This window comes from Marinomonas sp. SBI8L (assembly GCF_001624705.1).
Lineage (GTDB): Bacteria > Pseudomonadota > Gammaproteobacteria > Pseudomonadales > Marinomonadaceae > Marinomonas.
On sequence record NZ_JSEO01000017.1, the window covers coordinates 22241 to 48115 of the forward strand.

A 25875-nucleotide genomic window follows, 5' to 3' on the forward strand; every position below is an offset into this window, starting at 1 on the left:
TTTTGGTGATTTTGTTGTCTAACTTATTAGTTGTCACCATAGGGGCTGGCATAATTAAGTTGACGCAAAAGCGAGGTGACCTTTCTCGTCAAGAGTTGGATGAAACTGGTCATTTGCTTGTTTCTCAATATGAAAGTGCTGGCATGAGAGTGTTGAGGCGCTTGGCTGAAGAGCAAGAAAAGAAATTAAATGGCCGTTTGTTTTTGTACGAAGAAAATGGGCGTGCTTTGTTGTTGCCCTTGCCAAAAGACTTTGGCATGGAAGAGTTGTTAGAGGATGACACTGGAGAGCTATCCTCTTATCCAGCACCTGACTTTCATCGCAGTCAGTTTTCTCAAATCCGCAGTGATTCAGATCGTGGTTACATGTTAATTTTCCGTCCTAATGCTGATATGCGTCCACCTAATGCAAATGTATTGATGGTGATGTCTTTATTTGGCTTGTTATTTTCGAGTGCTGTGTTGGCTTATTGGTTGTTAGGCCCTTTGGTTAGTTTGCAGAGGATGGCGCGTGCATTTGGTCAAGGTAATATGGATGCACGGCTAGATTATAAGTTAGCAGAGAGATCGGATGCTATTGGTAAGCTTGCTTTAGAGTTTAATGAGATGGCTTCTAGAGTCGAGGGTGTGTTGTTGTCGAAAGAGCGTCTGATGAGGGATGTGTCACATGAGTTAAGGACGCCATTGGCTCGAATAGAGGTTGCGCTTGTTTTGGCGGAAGATAAGCATGGTCAAGATGTTCAGCATAAGTATTTAGATCGAATTCGCGATGAGTTGCATGAGTTAGATGCCTTGATAGGTAATGTGCTTTTGCTGAGTCGGCTTGAGGAAGGGGCGTTAGATAAGCAGGAGGTTGATATTAATTTATGGCTTGCTTCTATTGTTGATGATGTGCTGTTTGAGTCTCAATTTAAAAATATTGATATCATACAGTCGGGCCAGGTAACCAAAAAATTGCTTATTGACCCTGTACAGCTACGTCATGCGTTGGAAAATGTATTACGTAATGCGTGTTTTTATTCAGGTAATGATTCCCTTGTTTCTGTGAGTTTGACCGAAAATGAAACTGAAGTGATTATTTTAGTTAGGGATAGTGGTGCTGGAGTTGATGAGGTGCAATTGGATAAAATTTTCCATGCTTTTTATCGATCCTCTGATGCTCGTGAAGCTAATAGTGGCGGTTTTGGTGTTGGATTAACAATCGCTCAGCGTATTCTTGCTGCCCATAAGGGGCAAATTAAGGCGAGAAATCATGAGCAAGGTGGCTTGGAGGTATGTCTAAGTTTGCCACTTGCTTAGTTTGTTTTTGTCTTCTCTTCTGACTTAATTTTTATCTATTCAATTTATAAATATTAATTTTGCTTGTAAACGAGTTTTTCTTGTCATTTGTTGAATGTATAAGTATGATGCGCGTCGCAAGTTGGCCAGGCAGTCGCTGTAATGTTTTTGCATTATGGAGGAAAGTCCGGGCTTCGCAGGGTAAGATGCCAGGTAACGCCTGGGGGGCGTGAGCCTACGGAAAGTGCAGCAGAAAATAAACCGCCTAAGTAGTTTTCTACCGGTAAGGTTGAAATGGTGCGGTAAGAGCGCACCGCGCAACTGGTAACAGTTTGCGGCAAGGTAAACCCCATCTGAAGCAAGACCAAATAGGAATCCATTGGCGTGACCCGCGCTGGATTCGGGTAGGTTGCTAGAGGCATGTAGCGATGCATGTTCGAGAGGAATGACTGTCCACGACAGAACCCGGCTTATCGGCCAACTTGCATATCCCTTCCTTGTTGTTTGAAATAATTCACATAGTTAGAAAACCACCTTGTTGCCTTGTATATAACTCCTCCATTGTTTGACTCTCATTGTGTGTTTTTATCCCATAAAAATTTGGTTTAGGCGTTTTTGTGCCGAAAATAACTTAGGTTGAGGCGCTTTTTTGCCACTTTTTTTGTGTTTATTAACAATAAATCATATTTATTTTTAAAAAAGTGTTAAATTGTGGGTAAAAGTGTCGATAAGTGGGTATGGGAATGTTTCGTGGGATTCATCAGGTGAGTGTAGATGCTAAGGGGAGAATGTCTCTGCCTGCACGTCTGCGTGATGAATTGCTGCAATTTGAGGATCCAAGTGTAGTGGTGACCATAGATCCATCGACACGATGTTTACTTATGTACCCTTTACCTGAATGGGAAGTAATACAGGCAAAACTTGATAAGTTACCTAGTTTTCAGCCACAAGCTCGACGCTTGCAGCGATTATTAGTCGGCCATGCCACAGACTTAGAGATAGATAAGGCTGGACGCATTTTATTGCCAGCTCCCCTTAGAGAGTTTGCTGGATTAGATAAAAAAGTCGCGTTACTGGGGCAGGGTAAAAAAATTGAAATTTGGAGCCAAGATCAATGGCAGGCCCAAAGAGAAGAATATTTAGCTCTTGATTTACAAGAGCCCATGACATTAGAGAATTTAACGGATATTTCATTATGACAGAGTCAACTCCCGTACATATTAGTGTAATGCTAAATGAGTCAGTGAAAGATTTAATTACTGACCCAGATGGTTGTTACATTGATGGCACTTTTGGTCGTGGCGGACACTCTCGTCTTGTATTAGCTCAATTAGGTAAGGGTAAATTACTTGGTTTTGATAAAGACCCTGTAGCAATTGAGTATGGAGAAGCTTTAGCTAATGAAGATGAGCGCTTTCAAATAGTTCAGAATTCATTTGCCACTATGGATCAATATATCGCAAGTCATCTTGATGAAAGTGGGCGCTTAGATGGTGTGTTAATGGACTTAGGTGTCTCTTCTCCGCAATTGGATGATGCTGAACGCGGCTTTAGTTTTATGAATGATGGGCCACTAGATATGCGAATGAACCCTGCTGTGGGTTTAAGTGCTGCTCAGTGGATTGCCCAAGCGAAAGAAAAAGAAATAGCCGATGTTATGTATCAATATGGTGAAGAGCGATTTTCTCGACGTATTGCTAAAGCTATTTGTGAGTATCGTGCACATACTGAAATTTTAACCACTCTGCAGTTGGCAAACATTGTAAAAGATGCAAATCCTGCATGGGAGAAAGGTAAAAACCCAGCGACTCGAGCGTTTCAGGGGATACGTATCTTTATCAATAATGAATTAGGCGATTTAGAAACTGGCTTAGAAGTAGCTGCTAAAGCATTAAAAGTGGGTGGCAGACTTGTTGTAATTAGCTTCCACTCACTTGAAGATCGTATTGTTAAGCGTTTTATGAAGACTATGTCGAAAGGGCCTGATTTACCTAGGCATTTGCCGATCAGAAATACTGAACTCTCCATTAAGTTTAAGACAATAGGTAAGGCTATTAAGCCTTCTAAGCAAGAAGTTGATGACAATGTACGTTCTCGTAGTGCTGTTATGCGTGTATTGGAGCGAGTGAGTGATTAAACCTGTGTCACCTTTGCTTTTTATGTTTTGGCTGGCTTTAGTTGGCTGCCTTGCTATGGCGCTGGTAATTCAGGTTTATCAATTTAGAAAAGAGTTTTCTTACTTACAGTCACTTAAGCGTGATGAAGTGAATTTTGAGGTTGTGTGGGGGCAATTGCTACTTGAGCAAAGTGCTCTTACCCAGCCTAGTCGATTAGAACAGGCCGCAGTGAAGGAACTAAATATGCACGCCCCAGATTCTACTGAAATGGTTATTGTTAAACCATGAGTGTATTGGATCAATTCTTAAAGCCTGCTCAATGGCGTTTTTATTTTGTATATGGCATAGCAATTACACTTTTTGCGGTTGTTGCTGGTCGCTTATTTTATTTAACCGTTGTTGAAAAAGACTTTTTACAGAATCAGGGTGAAAAGAGGGCTGTCCGTACTGAGGTTATTCCTGCAACGCGTGGCATGATTTTGGATCGTCGAGGTGAGCCTTTAGCAGTGAGTACGCCAACTTGGACGCTTGTTGCAAACCCTAAACGATTATGGGCTATGCCTGTAAATGCGGAAAAAGGCACAGGACCAGAAGCTGAAATTGCACGTCTAGCTAAAGTGTTAGGTGAAGGTCGTGCCTCTTTGACTAAGAGGTTTGAGCAAAAGCGTAATAGCTCATTTATGTACCTAAAGCGTCAAATTCCACCTCATATAGCTGATGAAATTATGGCAGCGAAAGTGGTTGGTGTGAGTCGTACCAAAGAGTATAAGCGCTTTTACCCAGCTGGTGAGGTGGCTTCGCATGTCGTTGGGTTTACAGGAATAGATGATCAAGGCCAAGAAGGGATGGAGCTATCCTATGAAAAGGCTTTGGTTGGTAAGCCAGGTAAAAGACAATATGTAAAAGATCTAACGGGTAATATTATTCGTCAAATTGGTCAGGAAACGCATGCGCAACCTGGTCAAAATATTGAACTGAGTTTGGATCTTAGATTGCAGTACTTAGCTTATAGGGAGTTAAAGGCTGCTGTTACCGAACATAGAGCAACATCTGCCTCTGCGGTTATTCTAGATGTTAAAACTGGTGAGGTTTTAGCTATGGTGAACCAGCCTTCTTATAACCCGAATGATAGGTCCAAGTTGAATTATGATCAGATGCGAAACCGTGCTGTGATCGATTTGTTTGAACCCGGTTCAACTATGAAGCCATTTACTGTCAGTGCGGCTTTAGAAAGTGGGCAGTATACGACAGAGTCTAAGATTGATACTGCTCCTGGTTATATTCGATTTGGTAAGCAAACTATTCGTGATTTAGGTAGTTATGGCAAAATTGATTTAGAAACGGTTATGGTTAAATCAAGTAATGTGGCGACTTCTAAAATTGCTTTGTCATTACCACAAGATGCTGTCTGGAACCTCTATTATCAGTTAGGTATAGGGTCGCTAGTTGGCATTGGTTTTCCTGGTGAATCTACAGGCTCTTTGCCTACGCACCCAAAATGGCACCCAGCTGAGATAGCAACCTTATCCTATGGTTATGGTCTTTCTGTATCTACTTTACAGCTGGCTCATGCCTATGCCACTTTGGCAAATAGAGGCTATAAAGTCCCTGTTACTATGTTTAAACAAGATGTTTTACCAGAAGGTGAGCAAGTCATCTCTAATAGAGTCGCTAAAGATGTATTAAAAATGATGCGACAAGTTGTCGATAAGTCGGCAAAGGCGGCTAAAGTACCTGGTTATGTTGTTGCAGGTAAAACTGGTACTGTGCATAAAGTGGGTACCAAAGGTTATGAGTATGATCAGTATATTTCTTTATTTGCTGGTGTGGCTCCTGCTACCAATCCAAGGTTAGCTATGGTGGTTATGGTGAATGATCCTAAGGGGCGAGAATACTATGGTGGCGAAGTGTCTGCTCCAGTGTTTTCTCGTGTGATGGATGGTGCCATGGCAATTTTAAATGTTTCACCTGATTTACCAGAGGGGCTGAGAGAAGTCCGGCTAGGTAAAAAGGTTCCCTATAGAGTGGTGTTAAAATAGTGTCTATTTTTCCCATGCCAATAAAGTCTCACCTAGTTGAGGCTTTTTTTGGTTTAAAGACAGGGCAACTATCTGCTTTCGATGTGTTTGAAAATGTGACAACGGATAGTCGCGATGTTACTGAGCATGACGTGTTTTTTGCTTTACCTGGTGTTAGCTCAAATGGTTGGGATTACCTTGAGGGTGTTGCCACTCAAGGGTATCGATTAGTTGTTTTACCTGAAGGTGTAAAGTGTGATGAAAGCCTCAATTTATCTTATGTCTATGTTGAGGATGCTAGTTTAAGTTTAATTCAGTTTATTGGTCAATTTGCAGGGGGCTATCCCGATAGTATTTGTGCGGTTACCGGAACAAATGGCAAATCCTCAATTAGTTATTATAACGCTCAGATAGCTAAGTTTCTGGGATTAAAATCTGCCATTGTGGGAACCTTCGGTTTAGGTACGCTTGATAATTTAAAAGGGTCTAAGCAAACCACACCAGACCTGTTATCTATGCATACTTTAGCTATTGGTTTTGCTAATGAAAAAGTAAAGCACCTGACTTTTGAAGCGTCTTCTCATGCGCTTGATCAAGGTAGGATTTTAGGTTTGCCAATTGATACTGCAATCTATTCTAACTTGAGTCGAGACCATCTGGATTATCATGGCAGTATGTCGGCTTATGCACAGGCGAAAGCAAAACTTTTTGCATTTCCTTCTTTGCAGCGGGCTGTGATTTGTATTGATGATGATTATTCTGAATTAATGCTGCAATCAGCTGTATGCCCAGTTTATACCTATAGTCTTAAGCATAAAGATGCTGATTTTTATTGTGAAAATCTTACCTATTTAGCATCGGGTGTTAAGTTTGACCTTCATGTTATGGGTGAAATTTTCACCATTAACCTGCCTTTGTTAGGTGAGTTTAATGTTGCGAATGCTGTTGCCTCTTTAGCAGCCAATTGGGATCTATACACTGATAAGTCTTCTTTACTTCATGCTTTGGCCTCTCTTTTAGGTGCTCCTGGTCGGATGCAAATGATAAGGATTGCGAATGGGCCTTTGGTTGTTGTGGATTATGCTCATACTCCCGACGCTCTTGAGGTGGCACTACAAGCTTTAAGGTTGCATAACCGCGGTCGTCTTACCTGTATCTATGGCTGTGGTGGCGATAGAGATAGAGGTAAAAGGCCTCTTATGACGGCTGCTTCCCTGAATAATGCGGATATTTCTTGTTTGACCTCGGATAACCCTAGGACTGAATCGGTACAACAAATTATTCAAGATGCTTTGGCCGATCAAACGGATAAAGACGATCTAATTGCAGAGGGGAAACTTAGAGTTGAACCAGATAGAAAGCGCGCTATTTTGAGTGTAATTGAAAATGCTGATGCGAATGATGTGATTCTGATTGCGGGTAAAGGGCATGAAGACTATCAAGAAATCATGGGTGTTAAGCATCATTTTGATGATGCTGAAATTGCATTAGAAGGATTAAATACATGTTGGTTGAATTAACCCTTAGTGATGTTGCAAGAATTTGTGGCGGACAGTTGCTTGGTCAAGATTTAGCTTTTAATGGTATTAAAACAGATACACGTGATGTATTAGAAGGTGCATTGTTTGTGGCCATTAAGGGTGATAGTTTCGACGGGCATGCTTATTTAGAACAGGCCTTGGCGAATGGTGCACTAGCTGTGTTATCAGAAGTTCGTTCAGATGTTTCCCCTATGATATTAGTGCAAGATACCCGGCAAGCCTATGCCGATATTGCTCATCACTTAAGATGTGAGTATTTAGGGAAACTCATTGCTATTACGGGTAGTAACGGAAAAACCAGTGTTAAAGAGTGGCTGGCTCAATGTTTAGGGGCTAGTCATAAGGTATTGAAAACAGAAAAGAATAATAATAATCAGATTGGTGTACCTCTTACTTTGTTAGGATTGGACCAATCTCATGACTTTGCTGTAATTGAAACTGGCACAAGTTTTGTAGGTGAAATACCTAAGTTAGCTCAAATTACTACGCCAGACATTGCCGTTATTACGAATGCTAGTGGTAGTCACTTTACTGGTTTCGGGTCAATTGAAGGGATAGCGAAAGAAAAAGGTGCTCTTTTAGGTGGTCTTAAGCCGAAAGGGTTGGCTGTGCTTAATTTTGACGATCCTTGGTTTGGCTATTGGTCCTCACTAGTGGGTGATAAATGTGTTGTGAGCTTTGGCTTTAATCAGGGGGCAGATGTATTTGCTAAGTCGGTAACTTTAGCGAGTCAATCATCAATATCAGTATTAAGTTACAAAGGGGCTGAATATGAGTTGCGCTTATCTGTTCCTGGGAGGCATCAAATTGCGAATGCAATGGCTGTTTTGTTGGTGATGTTGGAGTTAGGGGTTGATGTGGAAGATGCTTGCCAACGTTTATCACGGCCATTAGTTATTGATAAGCGATTGCAATTTCAACGTTCAAATAGCCAAGCTCTTGTTTTAAATGACTGTTATAATGCAAGCCCAAAATCTGTTGAAGCCGCTATTGATGTTTTAATGAGCCAAGAGCAAGACCAAAAGTGGTTGGTACTTGGGGCTTTGGGTGAGTTAGGTGAGTTAGAGTTTGAGATTCATGAACAGCTTGGTGATTATGCATTTTCAGCAGGTGTGACCGGGTTGGTTAGTGTCGGGCCGATTGCTGCCATCGCAGCTAAAGCATATGAAAAAAAAGGGGGGCGAGCAGTTTATTGCGATGATAATACGCAGGCTGCTGAGTTTATTAAACCTCTTGGAAAAGAGAATGCCATCTTAGTTAAAGGGTCTCGCTCGGCTCAGATGGAACAAATTATAAAAGAAATAGAAAATTAGGATAAAACCTACCCATGTTATTGTTGTTAACTGACTATCTTAGTCAATATTTTACGTTTTTTACTGTCTTTAATTACCTCTCTTTAAGAGCTATTTTAGGTGTTCTTACTGCATTTATTATTGCCTTGATTATTGGTGGTCCTGTTATTCGAATGTTGCAGAGCTTGCAAATTGGTCAAGCTGTTCGTGATGATGGGCCGCAATCTCATTTGAGTAAGGCCGGTACACCGACAATGGGCGGTGCCATGATTATATTTTCTATTGCGGTGAGTACTTTGCTATGGGGTGACCTTACAAATCAATATGTTTGGGTTGTTTTATTAGTCATGCTTGCGTTTGGCGCTATCGGTTGGGTCGACGATTATCGTAAAGTTGTCGAAAAAAATCCGAGAGGTTTGCCTGGTAAATGGAAATATTTTTGGCAAAGTGTGTTTGGTTTAATTGCGGCAGTGTATTTGTATGCTAATGCGTCAACACCTGCTGAAACCTCTTTAATTGTTCCAATCTTTAAAGATGTTGTTATACCTCTGGGAATCTTCTACATAGTCCTTACTTATTTTGTGATTGTTGGTACGAGTAATGCGGTTAACTTAACTGATGGTCTTGATGGTTTGGCAATTCTGCCAACTGTTTTGGTGGGTGGAGCGCTTGGTGTATTTGCTTATTTGACGGGTAATATCCGTTTTGCGGAATATTTGTTGATTCCATATGTGGGTGGTGTTGGCGAAATTATTGTGTTCTGTGCTGCGCTGGTTGGTGCTGGTTTGGGCTTTCTGTGGTTTAACACATATCCAGCTCAAGTCTTTATGGGGGACGTCGGTTCGCTTGCCTTAGGTGCTGCATTGGGTGTTATTGCTGTTATTGTTCGTCAAGAAATAGTGTTATTCATTATGGGTGGGGTTTTCGTTATGGAAACTGTCTCTGTTATTTTGCAGGTCGGCTCATATAAATTAACAAAGCGCAGAATATTTAGAATGGCACCAATACACCACCACTTTGAGCTTAAGGGTTGGGCTGAGCCTAAAGTAATTGTTCGTTTCTGGATTATTACTGTGTGTTTAGTGTTAGTTGGTTTTGCAACCTTGAAAGTTCGTTAATAGGAAAGAGTAAATGTCTTTAATAGGCTCTGATAGAGTGCGTGCCGTAGTTGGTCTAGGTATAACTGGATTGTCTTGTGCTCAGTTTCTAGCGGCAAAAGGTCAGGACTTTTATGTTGTTGATTCACGAGAAGCGCCACCTGGTTTGGATGATGTTAAATCTCTTCTTCCGGAAGATCGAATCTTTACTGGCAGTTTAGAAAAGTTGCTTGAGTTGCCTGTTACTGAGCTTTTTGTGAGTCCTGGTGTTGCATTGTCTGAACCTGTTCTTACCCGTTTGGCGCAACAAGGGGTCACAATGCGAGGAGATGTTGATTTATTCTGTGAATATGTCGATGCTCCATTGATTGCCATAACTGGCTCTAATGCAAAAAGCACTGTGACTACCATGGTGGCTGACATGTTGTCTGCTCTGGGGAAAAGGGTATCAGTTGGTGGTAACTTAGGTCGACCTGCTCTTGATTTGCTTTGTGAAACGCCTGACTATTATGTGTTGGAGGTTTCTAGCTTTCAGTTAGAAACAACAGAAGCGCTTAATGCTGAAGTCGCTTGCGTTCTTAATGTAAGTGAAGATCATATGGATAGGTATGACTCGTTTTATGACTATCAAAGAGTAAAACAAAAAGTCTATCGTAACTGTAAGTCTGCTGTGTGTAATAAGCAGGATATTTTAACGGCACCTTTATTGCCTGTTGGAACGCCTGTTAATGCCTTTACGACTGGGCTGGCAGATCTTAAAGAATTTGGGCTCATTGAAGACGAAGGTTTCTGGTTATGTCATGGGGTAAAAAGGCTTTACCACTCTTCTCAAATTAAATTGAAGGGTAAACATAATTACGCAAACATATTAGCTTCTTTCGCTATTTTAAATCTATTGAATTTAGAACTTGAGAACGAGGCGATTGAAAACTACCTTGGAGAATTTCCAGGTTTACCTCATAGATGTGAATTTGTCTTAGAGCATCAAGGTGTGGTGTATATAAATGATTCTAAAGGGACAAACGTAGGTGCAACGCTTGCGGCCTTAGAAGGTTTAGGGTCACATCATAAAAATATACACCTACTTTTAGGTGGGCAGGGTAAAGATGCTGATTTCTCTCCTTTGTTAACTGGATTGAATAAGTATGTGAAAGAGGCTCATCTTTATGGTCAAGATGCTGCAAAAATTGCTTCTGCTTTATCCACTTATTCTAACTTATCGAATTACTCGACTTTAGACCAAGCTTTGCTGGCGGCAACCGAAATAGCAGAGCCAGGTGACATTGTTCTATTCTCACCTGCGTGTGCAAGCTTCGATCAGTTTAAGAGTTATGTGGCTCGAGGGGAATATTTTACCTCTTTGGTTAAGGCTCTATGACCTCGAAGCTAATAGATAGAGTGTCTTTTAAAGAGCTTTTGTCAGTTGATTTTGTTTTTGTGTGCTCCTTGTTTGCAATCCTAGTAATGGGATTGGTCATGGTGACTAGTGCTTCTGTTTCTGTGTCTGATGATCTTTTTGGTCACCCCTTTCATTTTATGCAGCGTCAAATTCTTTATTTGGTGCTCGCGCTCATTGCTGGCGGCGTCCTAATTAATATCTCAACAGATACTATGCATAAGTGGGGGATAGTTATGATGCTATTGTCTCTATTTTTGCTAGTGCTAGTGCTGGTGCCCGGTATAGGTAAAAGCGTTAATGGTAGTCAGCGCTGGATTAATTTATTTGTATTTAATCTGCAGGCATCTGAAGTCGCTAAAGTCTGTATGGTTGTATATATGTCTGGCTATTTGGTACGTCGTGCTGATCAGGTAAGGGAGCAGTGGAGTGGCTTTATTATACCGCTAGGCTTAACGTTCGGTTTTCTTGTTTTGTTGTTGCTTGAGCCTGACTTTGGTGCTTCTGTCGTTTTGCTTGGTACTGTTATGGCTATGTTATTTCTTGGCGGGGCCAGAGTTTATCAATTCATACTTGTGTTAGTGATTGCCTGCTGTGCTTTAGCGGTTGTGGCTGTATCTGAAAGCTATCGTATGAAGCGTCTAATGAATTTTATCGACCCTTGGGCAGACCCTTTCAATGAGGGGTACCAGTTAAGTCAGGCCTTAATTGCCTATGGGCGTGGCGAGTGGTTTGGATTGGGGTTAGGGAATAGTGTTCAAAAGTTATCTTACTTACCTGAGGCGCACACTGACTTCGTGTTTTCTATCTGGGTTGAAGAAACGGGTATGTTGGGCGGTTTGCTGCTTATTTTATTATTTGCCGTTTTGGTGAGTAGAATATTTCGAATTGGTAATCAGGCGCTATCCTTAGGGCGTCCATTTTCAGGTTATATGTGTTATGGGTTTTCTATTCTGATTGTTGCCCAAGTGGTGATTAATGTAGGGGTTAACACTGGCTTTTTGCCAACTAAAGGTTTGACGCTTCCATTAATTAGTTATGGGGGAAGTAGTTTGATTATTACCTTAAGTAGTTTATTTGTTGTGGCGCGAGTTAATATCGAAAACCAGCGGCTTAATTATACCGCTGCGTCAAACAATAAAAACAAAAAAGAAAAGCCTCACGAAGATACGGATATGGTACTTAATGAAGAATAAACGTGTATTAATTATGGCCGGAGGGACAGGGGGGCATATCTATCCTGCTTTGGCTTGTGCTAAAGAGTTTGAGTCACAGGGCTATGAGGTTAGATGGTTAGGCTCTAAAGGTGGTATGGAGCTTGATTTAGTCCCACAGCATGATATTCCTATCGACGCCATTTCTATTAAAGGTGTTCGAGGTAATGGTATAAAAGGCTTACTATTTTCACCATTTAGAATTTTATATGCTTTAGGTCAAGCTTTAGCAATAGTAAGGCGTTTTCGACCCAATGTGGTTTTAGGGATGGGGGGATTTGTTGCTGGTCCTGGTGGCGTGGCTGCCAAGTTGTGTTCTGTTCCTTTGGTTGTGCATGAGCAAAATGCGATTGCTGGCACAACAAACAAGCTTTTATCTAAAGTTGCAGATAGGGTTTTGCAGGCGTTCACGGGAGCTTTGCCTAAGGGATTAACTGTCGGGAACCCGGTAAGGTCCGATATTCTTAATTTGAAAGCTAAACCCGATGGCTATCGTTCGGGTAGGCCGCTGAAGCTATTGGTGGTCGGTGGCAGTCTAGGTGCACAAGCAATTAACAAGTTAATGCCAAAAGTATTATCAAACTGGGATCAGAGTGTCCGATTAGATGTTTGGCATCAAACAGGTAAGCGAAATATTGAAGAGGTATCTGATTGGTATCAAGCTGCTGGGGTTGAAGCTAGAGTGGATGCCTATATTGAGAATATGAATGATGCATATTACTGGGCTGATATTGTTTTGTGTCGCTCTGGTGCGATGACTATTAGTGAATTGGCAATTGCTGGATTACCTTCTATTTTAGTGCCGTTTCCTTATGCAATTGATGATCATCAAACCAAAAATGCTGAAAGCCTAGTTCTTGCTGGGGCTGCTCATTTAGTGCCTCAAACTGAATTTACAGAAGAATCTTTGACGTCGCTGTTAAGTGAGTATATCAGTGATGATAATTTATTAAATAATATGGGGGCGGCTGCTAAAAAAGTTGCTTATCCGAATGCCACCGAACATGTTGTGGCAGAGTGTAAAAGGTTTATAAAACATGATTAGAAATCAAGGTCAGCAAGTATTACCAACTATGCGTCGCATTCAAAATATACATTTTATTGGTATTGGTGGAGTAGGTATGTGTGGCATTGCAGAAGTGCTGCATAACCAGGGATATACTGTTTCAGGGTCAGATTTAAATGAGTCTGTCACTACCAAGCGTCTTAGTGATCTAGGTATTAATGTTTTTTATGGGCATGCTGAAGAAAATGTAAAAGATGCTCATGTTATTGTTGTTTCAACTGCAATTAATATCGAAAATCCAGAAATTAAATGGGGTAAAGAAAACCGTATTCCCATTGTGCGCCGTGCTGAAATGTTAGCTGAATTAATGCGTTATCGCCATGGTATCGCTGTTGCAGGTACTCATGGTAAGACTACAACCACTAGTTTGATGGCGTCGGTTTTGGCTGCTACTGGTGATGCACCGACTTTCGTAATTGGTGGGCGACTAACTAGTGCTGGGACAAATGCTCAGCTAGGTAGTAGTCAGTATCTCGTAGCTGAGGCAGATGAAAGTGATGCTTCTTTTCTACATTTACAGCCGCATTCAGCCATAGTAACCAATATCGATGAAGATCATATGGATACCTATGGTGGTGACTTTGAAAAAGTGAAACACACTTTTGTTGAGTTTCTACACAATCTGCCTTTTTATGGAATGGCGGTGCTATGTGTTGATGATGAAAATGTAAGAGAAATTTTACCGCAAGTGAGTCGCCCAATTTTGACTTATGGTATTGAGCATGAAGCGGATTTCTATGCGACTGATATTGTTCAATCTGGACGCTATTGTGAGTTTGTAGCCCATAGACCAAATTTAGATTCGATTAAAATTCGTTTGCCTATGCCGGGTAAGCATAATGTTTTGAATGCTCTTGCAACTATTGCTGTTGCGACAGATTTAGGTGTTGAGGCGGTTGCTATACAAGCAGGTCTCATGGGGTTTGAGGGGGTTGGAAGGCGCTTCCAAGAGCAGCCTCCTTTAGATTTGCCTAAGTCTGGCCAGGTCATGTTTATTGATGACTATGGACATCACCCAAGAGAGGTTGAAGTAACTATTGATGCTATACGTGATGGTTGGCCAGATAAGCGTTTGGTTATGATTTATCAGCCACATAGGTTTTCACGAACTCGCGACCTTTACGAAGACTTTGTAAAAGTGCTTTCTAAAGTGGATGTACTTTTACTTTTAGACGTATATGCGGCTGGTGAGGCGCCTGTAAATGGTGCTGATAGTCGTGCTTTGTGTGCAAGTATTAGGCAGCGTGGCGCAGTTGACCCTATACATGTTGGTAAAGATGAAGATTTATCTTCAATTTTATCAAACGTGCTACGAGATGGTGACTTGATGATTACTCAAGGTGCGGGTGATATAGGTTTGATCTCTAAGTCGCTTTCTACGCATGGTTTAAAGGGATCTCGAGAATGAGTTTGAAAACGGCAAAAATACTCGTTATTTATGGTGGGCGTTGTGCTGAAAGGGAGGTGTCATTGCAAAGTGGCTCTCTTGTGTTAGCTGCTTTAAAAGAAAGAGGTTATCAGGCTACTGGTTTGGATTTATATGGGACGGATTTGTCTCTTAATCCTGTGGAGCAGCTGCAAGCTGAAAATTTTGACCTTGCTTTTATTACTTTGCATGGTGGTGAAGGTGAAGATGGAAGGATTCAGGCTCTATTGGAGTTGATGGGTAAGCCTTATACAGGAAGCTCCCCTTTGGCGTGTGGTTTTGCTATGGATAAAGTGTTATCCAAGAGATATTGGTTAGGTATAGGGATACCAACCCCTGCATATTTGGCGTTTTCATCTCCGCAATTGTCAGACTTAGATGTTATTGAGTCTGAGTTACCTTATCCCGTGATAGTTAAACCTTCAAGAGAAGGCTCCACAATTGGTATTAATAAGGCGGAGAATAGAGAGCAGTTGGAGTCAGCTCTTGCAAGTGCAAGCGTTTATGATTCGGAGGTGTTAGTGGAGCAATATATTGCTGGTCCTGAATTTACTGTCACTATCATAGATGATGTTGCTTATCCTGTTATTGGTCTCAAAGCATCAGATGAGCATGAGCTATATGATTATGAGGCGAAGTACATCGCAAACGATACCCAGTATTTATTGCCATCTGGTTTAGGTGAAGATGATGAGTTGTATGTGCAAAAAATTGCGCTGGATGCTTATCAATCATTAGGTTGTACTGGCTGGGGGCGTGTTGATGTTATGCAAGACGCTGTCGGTGAGTTTTGGGTGTTAGAAGTAAATACATCACCTGGTATGACTTCTCATAGTCTTGTTCCAATGTCTGCTGCTCATGTTGATATTTCGTATGCTGCTTTAGTTGAAAGGATTGCGACAATTGCATGGTCTGAATTTAGTGCTGGTGAGGCGCGTTAGTCTGTGAGAATTGCTGCGTTATTTGGTGCGTTTTCGCTTTTTTTATTAGCTTTTTTGCAAGGTGAGGCTGAATCACGTGGGTGGTTTAGTATTAAAGAAATAGAGTTGGAAGGTAGCTTAAGCTATATAACAGAGCATGAGCTTAATCTCATATATGACGGTTTTCTTGGTCAAAGCCTGCTCTTTTCCTCGGTTTCCGACTTGTCTAGAAAGGCAAGTGAGCCGGCTTGGGTGAATTCTGTTAGTGTGCGAAAAATTTGGCCGAATAAACTAAGATTTGTAGTGGGTGAAGAGGTGCCGGTGGCAAACTGGCGAGAAGGGCAGGTTATTACCGCGCAGGGTGGGGTTATTTCGCCGTCTGCTCTCCATGAATTGCCGCTTCCTTCTTTGCAAGGTCCAAAGGGGACTAGCCAGACTGTACTAGAACAATTTCGCTTGGTGAGTCAGGTGCTAACTAATTCTGATTTAAAAGTTGATAAGTTAGAGCTAGAAGAGCGTGGTGCTTGGAATGTTTATTTTAGTAATGGGTTGCTCGTAAAGTTGGGGCGAGATGAGATTCTATCTAGGCTGCAGCGTTTTATTGCCGTGTATAAATCTGATTTATCGGGTAGAATGGCACGTATCCATGCCATTGATGCGAGGTATCCTCATGGCATTGCTGTTATATGGAAAAAAATAGCTGAATAGTTTTGGCTTAATTATTGCTTTATGCCTAAATTAGCGTGTTAAACGCTCCCTTTTTTTAACTGGATGAATAAATGATAGTTGGACTTGACGTTGGTACATCAAAAGTAGTTTGCCTTGTTGGTGAAATGATGGCTGATGGACGTCTTGAAATTGTTGGTATTGGGTCTCATGCCGCTAAAGGTATGAAGCGCGGTGCCGTTATAAATATTGAGTCAACAGTGCAATCAATTCAACGTGCAGTTGAAGAGGCTGAGTTGATGGCTGGATGTAACATACATTCTGTTTATGTCAGTGTTGCTGGTAGTCACATTCGTAGCCTTAACTCTCATGGCATTGTTGCTGTAAAGGATGGTGAAGTTCAGGAAGCAGATATAGAGCGTGTAATTGATGCTGCTCAAGCGGTTCCTATCCCTTCCGATCAAAGGGTGCTTCATATACTGCCGCAAGAATATAGTATTGATTCGCAAGAAGGTATAAAAGATCCTTCTGGAATGTCTGGAGTCAGGCTTGAGGCGAATGTGCATTTGATATCTGGTGCGGCTAATGCTGTGATGAATATCGAAAAATGTATAAAGCGATGTGGTTTGGGTGTTGATGGCGTTATTTTGTCTCAATTGGCATCAAGTCACTCATCTCTTAGTGATGACGAAAAAGAATTAGGTGTTTGCTTGGTTGATATTGGAGCAGGTACAGCGGATATGGCAGTTTGGATAGATGGATCTATTCATCATACTTCGGTTGTTCCTGTTGCAGGTGATCAAGTAACGAATGATATTTCAATGGCGTTGAGAACGCCTACTCAGCATGCTGAAAGCATTAAAATACAATATGCGTGTGCTTTGTCTTCCTTGGCTGGTGCGGATCAAAATATAGAAGTACCAAGTGTTGGGGATAGACAATCAAGGTCGATATCTCGACATGCATTGGCAGAGGTTGTTGAGGCAAGATATGAAGAAATTTTTAGTTTGGTGCTAGATGAATTGCGCCGAAGTGGATATGCGGAGCGTATTCCAGCTGGCATTGTTGTGACAGGTGGTACCTCTTTAATGGAAGGGGCGACAGAGTTAGCGGAGCGTGTATTTGATATGCCGGTTCGTATGTCGGTCCCAGTAAGTGTGAAAGGGATGTCTGATATTGTAGATAATCCAATTTTTTCAACAGGTGTTGGTTTAATTATGTATGGCATAGATGAATCAGATTTAGGGATAGCCCAGCAGCATGCTAGCTCTCTCAAAGTTGAGGAGTCTAGGCAGAGTGTTGTAACTGAATCAACAGCTGATGTCGCAAATAAGATGTGGCGGAATATGAAAAGTTGGGTTAAAAGTAATTTTTAGTCAAGGGTTGACATCGATTAGAATTGAGGAGCGATAAGCCCATGAATGTCTTTGATTTGGCAGAAGAAAATTTATCCGATAATGCAATGATTAAAGTTGTCGGTGTTGGTGGTGGTGGCGGTAATGCAGTGCGTTACATGCTTGAAAACCAACTTGAAGGTGTTGAGTTTATTTGTGCTAATACTGACTCTAAAGCGTTGGTTGGTATTGATTCTGGTATGTCTTTGCAGATTGGATCAGCGATCACAAAAGGCTTGGGTGCGGGGGCTAATCCAGACGTTGGAAGAGATTCTGCGCTAGAAGATCAAGAAAAAATTACAGAATTATTATCTGGTGCCGATATGGTATTTATCACGGCAGGAATGGGTGGTGGAACAGGGACTGGTGCTGCGCCAGTAATTGCTAAAGTAGCAAGAGACCTTGGGATACTCACTGTTGCTGTTGTGACTAAGCCGTTTCCATTTGAAGGGCGAAGAAGAGCGAAGGTTGCTGAAGCGGGCGTTAAAGAATTAAGAGAAAATGTTGATTCTTTGATTATCGTGCCGAACGAAAGATTGTTACCTGTTTTAGGTAAAAATATTTCATTGCTTAAAGCGTTTGGTGAAGCAAATAATGTCCTCTTTAATGCTGTTCAGGGTATAACTGATTTGATCATGCGTCCTGGTTTGATTAACGTCGACTTCGCAGATGTTAGAACAGTTATGTCAGAGATGGGTATGGCCATGATGGGCATTGGTGCTTCAACGGGTGAAGATAGAGCGCTAGTAGCAGCGGAGTCAGCTATACATAACCCATTGTTGGAAGATATTAATCTTAAAGGCGCACGTGGTGTGTTGGTTAATATAACTGCTAACGAAGAGGTTGGTCTTTCTGAGTTTACTGAGGTGGGTAATATCATCGAAGAGTATGCTTCAGAAGATGCTACAGTTGTTATTGGTTGTGCTATCGATCCAAGTGTTGGTGATGAGATGCGAGTTACTGTGGTTGCAACGGGTCTTGAGTCTGCTAAGGCTGCTCAACAGGTTGCTGCTCCAGCGGCGCAAGCGGTTGAAAAGGTAGTTGTTGCTCAAGCGGCTGCACCAGTTCAACAGGTTGTAAATAGCGCTGTTGAAACAACTCGAGTTGATGCGGTATCAGTGACCAGAGGGAATGTTGGGGAAGTTGTTTCCAGCCGCCCGGCAGAGGTTGAAAAAACTGAACGGGTTGATGTTGGAGCGAATGCCGCTCCTCAAGCAGATGAAGATAAATTGTCTTATCTGGATATACCGGCATTCTTACGCCGACAGGCAGATTAAATTTTGTTTGTTGTAAATTGTTAATGCTCTATAATTGCGTTGTAACAATTGATGTTAATTGTTACTATTCGCGAATTATTGTAGCTCTGGTCATAAAACAGTAGGAATATCATGGTACGTCAACGCACTCTTAAAAACGTAATTCGCGCTACAGGCGTTGGATTACACTCCGGCGAAAAGGTTTATCTCACTCTAAAGCCTGCCCCTGCTAACGCTGGTATTGTTTTTGTCCGTACAGATCTAGAGCCCGCAGTTGAAATTAATGCAGATGCTTCTGCGGTAGGTTCAACTAATTTTGCAACTGTACTTTGTAAAGATGATGTGAGTATAAGTACAGTTGAACACTTGTTATCAGCGATGGCTGGTTTAGGTGTTGATAATGCCTTTGTAGAAGTTAGTGCAAGCGAATTGCCATTAATGGATGGTAGTGCTAGTCCATTTGTTTTCTTGTTGCAATCTGCTGGTATTGAAGAGCAGGATGCGTATAAGAAGTTTATTCGCATTAAAAAGCCTATTACGGTAGAAGATGGTGATAAAGTCGCTACCTTAAAGCCACATGCAGGTTTTAAACTTTCGTTTACCATTGATTTTGATCACCCTGCAATTGGTGAAGATGTTCAATCCACTTCTGTTGATTTTTCTACAACTGCATTTATTAAAGAAATATGTCGTGCCCGTACTTTCGGCTTTATGAAAGATATTGAGTACTTCAAAACGAATAATTTAGCTCGTGGCGCGAACATGGAAAATGCAGTTGTACTTGATGAGTATCGAGTGCTTAACGAAGAAGGCTTGCGATATCGTGATGAGTTAGTTCGACACAAAGTATTGGATGCAATTGGTGACTTGTATTTGTTGGGGCACAGTCTGATTGGTGAATATGTTGCTCACAAGTCGGGTCATGCCTTAAATAATAAATTGCTTCATCAGCTACTTCAGCAGAAGGATGCTTGGGAATATGTTGTGTTTGAAGATAAAGAGCAAACAGTTCCAATTTCCTACGTAGAGCCTGTCACTGCTTGATAATGAGTAGAGATTGAGTTTTTTCAAAAAGCCGGACATTTGTCCGGCTTTTTTGTGTCTATCACCTTGATATTATGTGATTAGTTCATATCTACCATGTTAGACTGTGTTTAATATTAACTGGCTGAGTTGAGTTCAAGATGTTAGGAAATGTCATAAAAAAAGTCATTGGTACAAAAAATGACCGCGAAGTTAAGCGATTAAGAAAATTAGTAAACCAAATTAATCAATTTGAGCCAGCACTTGAAGCGTTATCAGATGAACAGCTTTCAAATAAAACAAGTGAGTTTAGAACAAGATTAGAATCGGGTGATAGCCTAGATGCGCTTCTATCGGAGGCATTTGCAACAGTAAGAGAAGCTAGTAAGCGTGTTATGGGGATGCGTCACTTTGACGTGCAGATGATAGGTGGCATGGTTTTGCATGAAGGTCGTATTTCTGAAATGCGTACTGGTGAAGGTAAAACCTTAGTGGCAACTTTAGCTGTATATTTGAATGCTTTGCCAGCCAAAGGTGTTCATGTTATTACCGTAAATGATTACTTAGCTAGTCGTGATGCGAACTGGATGAGGCCTTTGTATGAGTTTTTAGGGCTGTCTGTTGGTGTTGTGGTTTCAGGTCAAGAGAAAGAAGAAAAAAGACAGGCATACGCGGCCGATATTACTTACGGTACTAATAACGAATTTGGTTTCGATTATCTAAGAGATAATATGGTGTTCCGTTTGGAAGATAGGGTTCAGCGTGACTTGTCATTTGCTGTCATTGATGAAGTTGACTCTATCTTAATTGATGAGGCTCGTACTCCTCTTATTATTTCCGGTGCTGTCGAAGATAGCTCTGAACAGTATCGAAAAATCAATAAATTAGCGCCACTCTTAACTCGTCAAGAAATGGAAGGTGATGAAGTTAAGGTTGAAGGGCACTTTGTTTTTGATGAGTCTCAAAAAAGTGTTGAGTTGACGGAGGTTGGTCATACTTATGTTGAGGAATGGCTAGTAGAACAATCTATGTTATCAGAAGGTGATAGCTTATATGCTGCTGGTAATTTAGGTCTTTTGCACCATGTTCATGCTTGCTTAAGGGCTCATGTAGTATTTGCTAAAGACATTGACTATGTTGTGCAGGGTGGTGAAGTTGTTATTGTTGATGAACATACTGGTCGAACTATGGCTGGTCGTCGCTGGTCTGAAGGTATTCACCAAGCCGTCGAAGCAAAAGAAGGTGTTGATATTCAGCCTGAGAGTCAGACGCTAGCATCGACCACTTTCCAGAACTTTTTCCGTTTATACGAGAAGTTGGCTGGAATGACTGGTACCGCAGATACGGAAGCGTTTGAATTTCAGCAAATTTATGATTTGAGTGTGGTTGTTATACCAACCAATAAAGCTGTTCAGCGTAAAGATTTTAATGATCTCATTTTTATGTCGACACAAGAGAAGTTTGATTCAATTGTAAAAGACATTGAAGAAAATGTTTCTAATGGTCGTCCTGTTCTTGTTGGTACAGCTTCTATTGAATATTCGGAACTGCTTTCTAAATACTTGAATGATAAAGGTGTTAAGCATAACGTTTTGAATGCTAAGCAGCATGAGCGCGAAGCGCAAATTGTTGCAGAAGCGGGTAAGCCAGGGGCGGTTACAATAGCGACAAATATGGCAGGTCGTGGTACTGATATTGTGCTGGGTGGTAACCTTCAAGTCGAATTGGCTGAATTAACTAACCCAAGTGATGAAGATAAAGCAGCGTTAGAAAAAGACTGGTCTGAGCGAAATAAATCAGTATTGGCTGCGGGTGGTTTGCATATTATCGGTACTGAGCGTCATGAGTCGCGTCGTATTGATAATCAGCTTCGTGGTCGAGCGGGTCGTCAAGGTGATGTGGGCTCATCTCGCTTTTATCTTTCTCTAGAAGATAACCTAATGCGTATTTTTATGTCTGATCGTATTAAACGTATGATGCAGGCATTAGGTATGGAAAAAGGTGAGGCCATTGAGCACAAAATGGTTTCGAATGCTATTGAGAAAGCTCAGCGTAAAGTTGAAGGGCGTAACTTTGATATTCGTAAACAGCTTTTAGAATATGATGATGTTGCCAATGATCAAAGACAGGTCATCTATAGTCAGCGTTACGATATGATGACAAGTGAAGATTTATCTTCTGCTGTTATTTCTATGCGTGAAGAAGTTGTTTCAAATCTAATCGATGACTATATCGCACCGCAAAGCATGTTTGACCAGTGGGATCTTGAAGGTCTTGAAGAGAGACTTAAATCTGACTTTAGTCTTGAAATGCCAATTCGAGATTGGGTTAAAGAGGATAAAAAATTATACGAAGAGCCTTTGCGTCAACGTATTCTGTCCACTTTCATCGACAATTATCAAGCTAAAGAAGATGTAGCGGGTGAAGATTCACTTCGTATGTTTGAAAAGCAGGTTTTGCTTCAGGTTCTTGATACCTTATGGAAAGAGCATCTTCAAACAATGGATATGCTACGTCAAGGCATTCATCTTCGTGGCTATGCACAAAAGAACCCTAAACAAGAGTATAAGCGAGAGTCGTTTGAACTGTTCCAAGGGCTGCTTGATCAAATTAAATTTGATGTGGTTCAAATAGTAACTCAGGTAAAAGTCCAGTCGGCTGAAGAAGCAGAGAAAATAGCGGAAGCGCGTCGTGAAGCCGAAGCCAAGATGCAAATGACAATGAATCATCCATCGGCAACGGGTGAAGATGAGTTAGATGGTGAATCTGAAAAAGACTCAGTGCCTCGTGTCGGTCGTAATGAGCCATGTCCTTGTGGGTCTGGTAAAAAATACAAGCATTGTCATGGTAAATTGGTTTAGGAGAAAGTGAGATGGCAGTAGGTAATGGTACTTTCCCTTCTATAGCTCAGATTGATGGTCTTCGTCTTGGTGTTGCTGAAGCAGGTATAAAATATCAATCACGAAAAGATTTGGTTGCTTTTGAGGTTTGTGAGGGCGCTTCTGTTGCGGGTGTTTTTACACTTAATGCTTTTTGTGCTGCGCCTGTTACGGTTTCGAAAAGGCATTTGGCACTGACTCAAAGTCGCATGCTAATTATTAACACAGGTAATGCGAATGCGGGTACTGGCAAGCAAGGGATGCTGGATGCTGAATTGATGTGTTCTGCTATGGCTGATGTAAGTGGACTGAAAACTGAGCAGGTACTGCCTTTTTCTACTGGTGTTATTGGTGAGAAGTTAGCGATTGAGAAAATTGTTGAGGCCATGCCTAAGCTTGTTGATTCGTTTGGTCAAACCTCATGGGAAGATGTTGCTAGTGGTATCATGACGACTGACACTCGACCTAAAGGTGCCTTTAGGCAGTTTACTTTCGAAGGAAACACTTATTCATTGGCAGGTGTCTCTAAAGGTGCTGGAATGATTAAGCCAAATATGGCCACCATGTTAGGCTTTGTTGCTACGGATATGAATGTTGAACCCACTTTTTTGCAGGGGTTGTTGAGAGATATAACTAACAAGAGTTTCAATCGAATTACGATTGATAGTGATACCTCGACGAACGATTCTTGTATTCTGATTGCAACAGGAAAGGCTGGGAATGAGCAAATAGTTGATGATCAAAGTGATCTGGCTAAGTTGTTTGTTGCTGAGTTAACCTCAATTATGCAAGAGCTTGCTCATGCTATTGTTCGAGATGGAGAGGGTGCAACTAAGTTTGTTGAGGTTGAGGTGGCAGCAGCTGCTTCTGTGGAAGAGGCGACAAAGGTTGCTTTCGAAATTGGCCACTCACCTTTAGTAAAAACAGCTCTATTTGCCTCAGACCCTAACTGGGGGCGAATCTTGGCGGTTGTTGGTCGCGCTGGTGTTGAGCAGCTTGATGTTGATCGTGTGCAAATTTATATCAATGATGTACAGATCGTTGAAAATGGTGGGCGTGCGTCAAGTTATACTGAAGAGTTAGGTCAACAGGCTATGACGCCAGAAGAGATTAAGATAAAGGTCGTTCTTGGTCGAGGTGAATGCCTAGATCGTATTTGGACTACAGATTTGTCTCATGAGTATGTGACAATTAATGCTGAGTATCGAACCTAATGCTTATTCAGGTCGCAGCAGCGATTATATTAAGTGAAGGTAAAGTGTTTTTAGCTAAGCGTGCTGAGCATCTGTATCAAGGTGGTTTGTGGGAGTTTCCTGGGGGCAAATGTGAAGCAAGCGAGTCGCCTGAGCAAGCTTTGATCAGAGAGTTGCAAGAGGAAATTGCGATTACACCAAAAAATCCTGTTTTGTTTGAGAGTTTGACGCATGATTACGGTGATAAAAAGGTTAGTCTGTCTTTCTTTTTAGTTGAGCTTTTCGATGGCGTTGCTCAAGGTAATGAGGGGCAAAAGGTGGCTTGGTTTAATTTATCTGAACTGGCTGAGCTCGATTTTCCTGAGGCAAATAAACAAGTGGTTAATAAATTGCTTGCTAGGTAAGTGCTAAATAAAAAAAACGGCCGAAAGGCCGTTTTTTTATCATTCTTAAAGTGATGCTTAGGACATGATTTGTGAAAGTAGCTGTCTCACTGTGGCTGGCTCAAAAGGTTTGTCACAAATGGCATCGACGCCAGCTTGGGCAATATTTGAAAGGTGTGTTTCGTTTGCTTCTGAGCTAACCATGAGGACAGGGATGTGTGAAAATTCGCTTGAGTTCCTTACTGCCTCTGTTAATTCTCTGCCATCCATTTCTGGCATGTTGTAGTCAGTGATAATTAAATCAAAGGCTTCGCTTTGAAGGAGTTCTATTGCCTCAACTCCATTTTCAGCCTGCTTGGGCTCTTGGATGCCCATGCCGTCTAATACCCTGCTAATGTGTTTTCTAGCTAAACGACTATCGTCAACAATAAGTACTCTTAATAGTCTAGTGTCAAACAGTTCAAGTTCTATTTCGTCTTCGCTTATGATGTCTATTGTGGCTTTTAATGCACGTGTAATGGCATCGGAAGAGAAGGGTTTTGGTAGTATAGCGAGAACACCTGACTGTCTTAATTGTTCTAGGTAAGCTTTTTTGCGCTCACTAGAAATAAGCATAAAGGCTTGGTGTTCTGTGTTTTCGTTGTGTCTGATTTTCTGTAGGAAATCATCTGCGTTGCCGTCATCAAAATACATGGCGCTAATGACTAAGTCTGGTTGATAATCTTCAAGTATGTTGAGTGCATTGGAAATCGAAGCGGCTGTTTCCACTTGGCTGACGCCAATTTCTTGTAATGTTCTATGAATAAGTTTTTGTTGAACATCTGAAGGTTCAACTAATAAGATGGATAGATCTTGTATGCCTACTAAGTCGCTCATTTCTATTGTCTCTATGCTTAATAACTATTTTGCTGCTTACGTTATCATATATTTGATCTTTTCAATTAGGTTAAAATGCTTTTTTTTGATAACGCGTTTAAGGGTTTTGTATGTCTACTGCAAGTGCATGTCATATTTTGACTAAATCAAAGACAGAGTGTGAAAAAGTAAAAGCGTTGTTAGATAAGGGTGGTGACTTTCATCAACTTGCTAAAAAATACTCAACTTGCCCATCTGGAAAAAAGGGTGGCGACTTGGGGGAGTTTAGAAAAGGGGATATGGTGAAAGCGTTTGATAAAGCTGTTTTTAACGGACCCTTGTTAAAAGTGCAGGGGCCGATTAAGACGCAATTCGGCTTTCATTTAATCAAGGTTTTATATCGTAATTAATTTTTTGTTTAAGGTGAAAATATATGGATCCAATTAAATTATCTGATAGTTATTTTGTGCTGCCACAAATTACTGAGTCAGATATAGAGAAGTATCTCAAGCAAGGTTTTGAGGTAATCGTTAATAACCGCCCTGATAATGAGTCTGAGGGGCAGCCCTTATCTAAAGATTTAGCGGCTAAAGCGGCTGCTGTTGGTGTGGAATACATCTATAACCCTGTCGATCTTTCCAAACTATCTCAGAGTGAACTTGATGTTCAGTCAAATGTAGTAGCAAAAGGCAAAAAGACTTTAGCTTTCTGTCGTACTGGTACCCGATCTTCAGTGTTATGGGTGTTAAATAATCAAGAAACAGCTTCATTTGATCAGCTTGTTGTTGAGGTAAATGCAAAAGGGTTTGATCTTACTCGTTGTTTGCCAGCGATGCAGGCTTTCAAATCTGAGTAACAATTT

The 25875-nt window shown here is 41.2% G+C and carries 23 protein-coding genes and 1 other RNA gene; 23 read left to right on the forward strand and 1 reads right to left on the reverse strand.

The features are described from left to right. The first annotated feature begins 5 nt into the window (after nucleotides 1–5). The 21 genes from OA91_RS20790 to mutT all read left to right on the forward strand — a co-directional run bounded on the left by OA91_RS20790 (nucleotide 6) and on the right by mutT (nucleotide 24179). The gene (locus tag OA91_RS20790) at nucleotides 6–1298 is read left to right on the forward strand and encodes a HAMP domain-containing sensor histidine kinase (RefSeq protein ID WP_231870429.1); all 1293 of its coding nucleotides are present in this window, start codon (nucleotides 6–8) and stop codon (nucleotides 1296–1298) included. Nucleotides 1299–1415: 117 nt separating this feature from the next. Beyond that, an RNA gene (gene rnpB / locus OA91_RS20795) (RNase P RNA component class A) lies at nucleotides 1416–1766 on the forward strand. 254 nt (nucleotides 1767–2020) lie between these two features. Beyond that, a complete protein-coding gene (mraZ, locus tag OA91_RS20800) occupies nucleotides 2021–2476 on the forward strand; it encodes a division/cell wall cluster transcriptional repressor MraZ (RefSeq protein ID WP_063339698.1) in 456 nt (151 codons plus the stop codon). Further along, on the forward strand, nucleotides 2473–3414 hold the full coding sequence (rsmH, locus tag OA91_RS20805; protein WP_063339699.1) for a 16S rRNA (cytosine(1402)-N(4))-methyltransferase RsmH: 942 nt from the start codon (nucleotides 2473–2475) through the stop codon (nucleotides 3412–3414). Before mraZ ends, rsmH begins: the two co-directional genes overlap by 4 nt. Then, nucleotides 3407–3682 (forward strand): cell division protein FtsL, encoded by a 276-nt coding sequence (gene ftsL / locus OA91_RS20810; protein WP_046019061.1) that lies wholly within the window; start codon nucleotides 3407–3409, stop codon nucleotides 3680–3682. Before rsmH ends, ftsL begins: the two co-directional genes overlap by 8 nt. Further along, nucleotides 3679–5433: a peptidoglycan D,D-transpeptidase FtsI family protein gene (locus tag OA91_RS20815; RefSeq protein ID WP_063339700.1), complete on the forward strand. Its 1755-nt coding sequence runs from the start codon at nucleotides 3679–3681 to the stop codon at nucleotides 5431–5433. Before ftsL ends, OA91_RS20815 begins: the two co-directional genes overlap by 4 nt. Beyond that, nucleotides 5433–6932: a UDP-N-acetylmuramoyl-L-alanyl-D-glutamate--2,6-diaminopimelate ligase gene (locus OA91_RS20820; RefSeq protein WP_082828058.1), complete on the forward strand. Its 1500-nt coding sequence runs from the start codon at nucleotides 5433–5435 to the stop codon at nucleotides 6930–6932. Before OA91_RS20815 ends, OA91_RS20820 begins: the two co-directional genes overlap by 1 nt. Beyond that, nucleotides 6917–8266 carry a UDP-N-acetylmuramoyl-tripeptide--D-alanyl-D-alanine ligase gene (locus tag OA91_RS20825; protein ID WP_063339701.1) on the forward strand — a complete coding sequence of 450 codons (1350 nt, stop codon included), beginning with the start codon at nucleotides 6917–6919 and terminating at the stop codon, nucleotides 8264–8266. Before OA91_RS20820 ends, OA91_RS20825 begins: the two co-directional genes overlap by 16 nt. Nucleotides 8267–8280: 14 nt before the next feature. Next, nucleotides 8281–9363, forward strand: coding sequence for a phospho-N-acetylmuramoyl-pentapeptide-transferase (gene mraY / locus OA91_RS20830; protein WP_046019064.1), 1083 nt, complete (start codon nucleotides 8281–8283; stop codon nucleotides 9361–9363). 13 nt (nucleotides 9364–9376) lie between these two features. Beyond that, on the forward strand, nucleotides 9377–10720 hold the full coding sequence (gene murD, locus OA91_RS20835) for a UDP-N-acetylmuramoyl-L-alanine--D-glutamate ligase (protein ID WP_063339702.1): 1344 nt from the start codon (nucleotides 9377–9379) through the stop codon (nucleotides 10718–10720). Then, nucleotides 10717–11934 (forward strand): putative lipid II flippase FtsW, encoded by a 1218-nt coding sequence (gene ftsW, locus OA91_RS20840; protein WP_063339703.1) that lies wholly within the window; start codon nucleotides 10717–10719, stop codon nucleotides 11932–11934. Before murD ends, ftsW begins: the two co-directional genes overlap by 4 nt. After that, nucleotides 11924–12997, forward strand: a complete 1074-nt coding sequence (gene murG / locus OA91_RS20845; protein ID WP_063339704.1) for an undecaprenyldiphospho-muramoylpentapeptide beta-N-acetylglucosaminyltransferase — start codon at nucleotides 11924–11926, stop codon at nucleotides 12995–12997. The genes ftsW and murG overlap by 11 nt, the downstream gene beginning before the upstream one ends. Beyond that, a complete protein-coding gene (murC, locus tag OA91_RS20850; protein WP_063339705.1) occupies nucleotides 12990–14426 on the forward strand; it encodes a UDP-N-acetylmuramate--L-alanine ligase in 1437 nt (478 codons plus the stop codon). The genes murG and murC overlap by 8 nt, the downstream gene beginning before the upstream one ends. Further along, on the forward strand, nucleotides 14423–15385 hold the full coding sequence (locus OA91_RS20855; protein WP_063339706.1) for a D-alanine--D-alanine ligase: 963 nt from the start codon (nucleotides 14423–14425) through the stop codon (nucleotides 15383–15385). The genes murC and OA91_RS20855 overlap by 4 nt, the downstream gene beginning before the upstream one ends. 3 nt (nucleotides 15386–15388) lie before the next feature. Beyond that, the gene (locus OA91_RS20860; RefSeq protein ID WP_063339707.1) at nucleotides 15389–16072 is read left to right on the forward strand and encodes a cell division protein FtsQ/DivIB; all 684 of its coding nucleotides are present in this window, start codon (nucleotides 15389–15391) and stop codon (nucleotides 16070–16072) included. 71 nt (nucleotides 16073–16143) lie between these two features. Next, a complete protein-coding gene (gene ftsA, locus OA91_RS20865) occupies nucleotides 16144–17406 on the forward strand; it encodes a cell division protein FtsA (protein WP_063339708.1) in 1263 nt (420 codons plus the stop codon). A 41-nt stretch (nucleotides 17407–17447) separates the two neighbouring features. Next, a complete protein-coding gene (ftsZ, locus tag OA91_RS20870; RefSeq protein WP_046019072.1) occupies nucleotides 17448–18701 on the forward strand; it encodes a cell division protein FtsZ in 1254 nt (417 codons plus the stop codon). A gap of 111 nt (nucleotides 18702–18812) precedes the next feature. Next, complete coding sequence (gene lpxC, locus OA91_RS20875; RefSeq protein WP_046019073.1) at nucleotides 18813–19724, forward strand: UDP-3-O-acyl-N-acetylglucosamine deacetylase; 912 nt, start codon at nucleotides 18813–18815, stop codon at nucleotides 19722–19724. A gap of 140 nt (nucleotides 19725–19864) precedes the next feature. Continuing rightward, the gene (secA, locus tag OA91_RS20880) at nucleotides 19865–22564 is read left to right on the forward strand and encodes a preprotein translocase subunit SecA (RefSeq protein WP_063339709.1); all 2700 of its coding nucleotides are present in this window, start codon (nucleotides 19865–19867) and stop codon (nucleotides 22562–22564) included. A gap of 11 nt (nucleotides 22565–22575) precedes the next feature. After that, complete coding sequence (gene argJ, locus OA91_RS20885) at nucleotides 22576–23796, forward strand: bifunctional glutamate N-acetyltransferase/amino-acid acetyltransferase ArgJ (RefSeq protein WP_063339710.1); 1221 nt, start codon at nucleotides 22576–22578, stop codon at nucleotides 23794–23796. Then, complete coding sequence (mutT, locus tag OA91_RS20890) at nucleotides 23796–24179, forward strand: 8-oxo-dGTP diphosphatase MutT (protein ID WP_063339711.1); 384 nt, start codon at nucleotides 23796–23798, stop codon at nucleotides 24177–24179. Before argJ ends, mutT begins: the two co-directional genes overlap by 1 nt. A gap of 57 nt (nucleotides 24180–24236) precedes the next feature. On the opposite strand, the gene OA91_RS20895 is transcribed toward mutT, so the two are convergent. After that, nucleotides 24237–25034: a response regulator transcription factor gene (locus OA91_RS20895; protein WP_063339712.1), complete on the reverse strand. Its 798-nt coding sequence runs from the start codon at nucleotides 25032–25034 to the stop codon at nucleotides 24237–24239. A 110-nt stretch (nucleotides 25035–25144) separates the two neighbouring features. On the opposite strand from OA91_RS20895, the gene OA91_RS20900 reads away from it, so the two are divergent. Together OA91_RS20900 and OA91_RS20905 are read left to right on the forward strand one after the other, a co-directional pair. Continuing rightward, the gene (locus OA91_RS20900; protein WP_063339713.1) at nucleotides 25145–25423 is read left to right on the forward strand and encodes a peptidylprolyl isomerase; all 279 of its coding nucleotides are present in this window, start codon (nucleotides 25145–25147) and stop codon (nucleotides 25421–25423) included. Between the two features lie 23 nt (nucleotides 25424–25446). Then, nucleotides 25447–25869: a TIGR01244 family sulfur transferase gene (locus OA91_RS20905; RefSeq protein ID WP_063339714.1), complete on the forward strand. Its 423-nt coding sequence runs from the start codon at nucleotides 25447–25449 to the stop codon at nucleotides 25867–25869. Nucleotides 25870–25875: the final 6 nt, after the last annotated feature.